The organism is Roseovarius sp. D22-M7 (assembly GCF_037083785.1).
Taxonomy (GTDB): Bacteria; Pseudomonadota; Alphaproteobacteria; order Rhodobacterales; family Rhodobacteraceae; genus Roseovarius.
In genome coordinates, this window is record NZ_JBAPKY010000191.1 from 1 (window position 1) to 928 (window position 928).

A 928-nucleotide genomic window follows, 5' to 3' on the forward strand; every position below is an offset into this window, starting at 1 on the left:
GTGAAAGGGCCTTCCATGAAACACGTCATCATCGGCGTAGACACGCACAAGAACACCCACGCTGCCGTTGCCATAGACGCGCAGGGTGCCCGTCTCGGCAGTACGACCAGTCCCGCCACGCGGAAGGGACACCATGATCTCGAAGTCTGGGCGTCTCGGTTCGGACATGTCAAAGCCTTCGGGATCGAGGGGACCGGCTCATTCGGCGCGGGCCTGTCCAGAGACCTGTTGGCCAAGGGGCATGACGTTCGGGACGTCATGCGCCCCAACCGCCAACTGCGCCATCTTCACGGTAAATCCGACAGCCTCGATGCCGAGAGCGCGGCAAGATCAGTGATGAACGGGCAAGCCACGGCACAGGCCAAGGCGCAGACCGGGTCATCCGAGATGATCCGGCATCTGAAGGTTGCGCGGGACAGCGCGGTGAAGGCCAAGTCCCAGGCGATGATCACGCTGAAAACGTTGATCGTGAATGCGCCAGCCGACCTTCGTGATACGCTCGATGGAGCCGAGGGTGGATCACTCTGGTACGCCATGTGGCGGCGATGCGGCCAGGAGAAATCACGTCCCCAACGGCCTCCGCCAAGGCGGCCATGCCCGCGATCGCTCGGCGCTGGCTCGCGCTGCATGAGGAAATAGAGGCGCATGACCGAGAGCTTGACCGGTTGGTGCGAGAGAGAGCCCCCGAGCTGATGCAGGCGCACGGCATCTCTACGATGACCGTGGCCGAGATGCTGATCCTCGTCGGGGACAATCCCGACCGCATCCAGTCCGAAGCCGCCATGGCCAAGCTCTGTGGCGTTTGTCCGATCCCGGCGTCCAGCGGCAAGACGAACCGGATGCGCCTGAACCGCGGAGGCAACCGACAGGCCAACGCTGCGGTCTATCGCGTGGCCATCGTACGCATGCGCGACAATCACACAACCCA

2 protein-coding genes are annotated in these 928 nt (G+C 63.4%); both read left to right on the forward strand.

Going from position 1 to position 928, the window contains the following annotated elements; translation table 11 throughout:
* Nucleotides 1-639 (forward strand): IS110 family transposase (locus V8324_RS22055; protein ID WP_336422016.1); only part of this gene is annotated, 639 nt, incomplete at its 5' end.
* The coding region (locus V8324_RS22060) for a transposase (protein ID WP_336422017.1) at nt 594-928 on the forward strand (335 nt) is incomplete at its 3' end. The genes V8324_RS22055 and V8324_RS22060, both read left to right, overlap by 46 nt.